General features: G+C 46.0%; 1 pseudogene. It reads left to right on the top strand.

The features are described 5' to 3' along the window. Nucleotides 1-276 (top strand): annotated as a pseudogene (locus ACHFIZ_RS18000) (peptidoglycan-binding protein); the annotation flags it as partial.

The following is a 276-nucleotide window of genomic DNA, read 5'->3' as shown; positions in this document are numbered from 1 at the left end:
CAGCGCAGTCCTGTAGAGCAGGTAATGAACATTGCCCGTGCTGAACTGGGTGTTCGGGAACTGACGGGCAAGAATGATGGAATTAAAGTAGAAGCCTATTTAAAATACGTAGGCTTCAAAAAGGGAAAAACAGCCTGGTCGCCGGCTTTATTCCCTACTGATCATCTAGAGAAAGAACCCTGCGTAGGGATGGTCTTTGGGATTTACTTTAGCGATTTAAAGCGCATCGGCCACTGTGGCTTTGTAGAAAATTTACAGGGAGACTTTGTGCTTACG

This window comes from Pedobacter sp. JCM 36344 (assembly GCF_046546555.1).
GTDB lineage: Bacteria > Bacteroidota > Bacteroidia > Sphingobacteriales > Sphingobacteriaceae > Pedobacter.
This window is presented reverse-complemented; position numbering and strand designations above follow the sequence as displayed.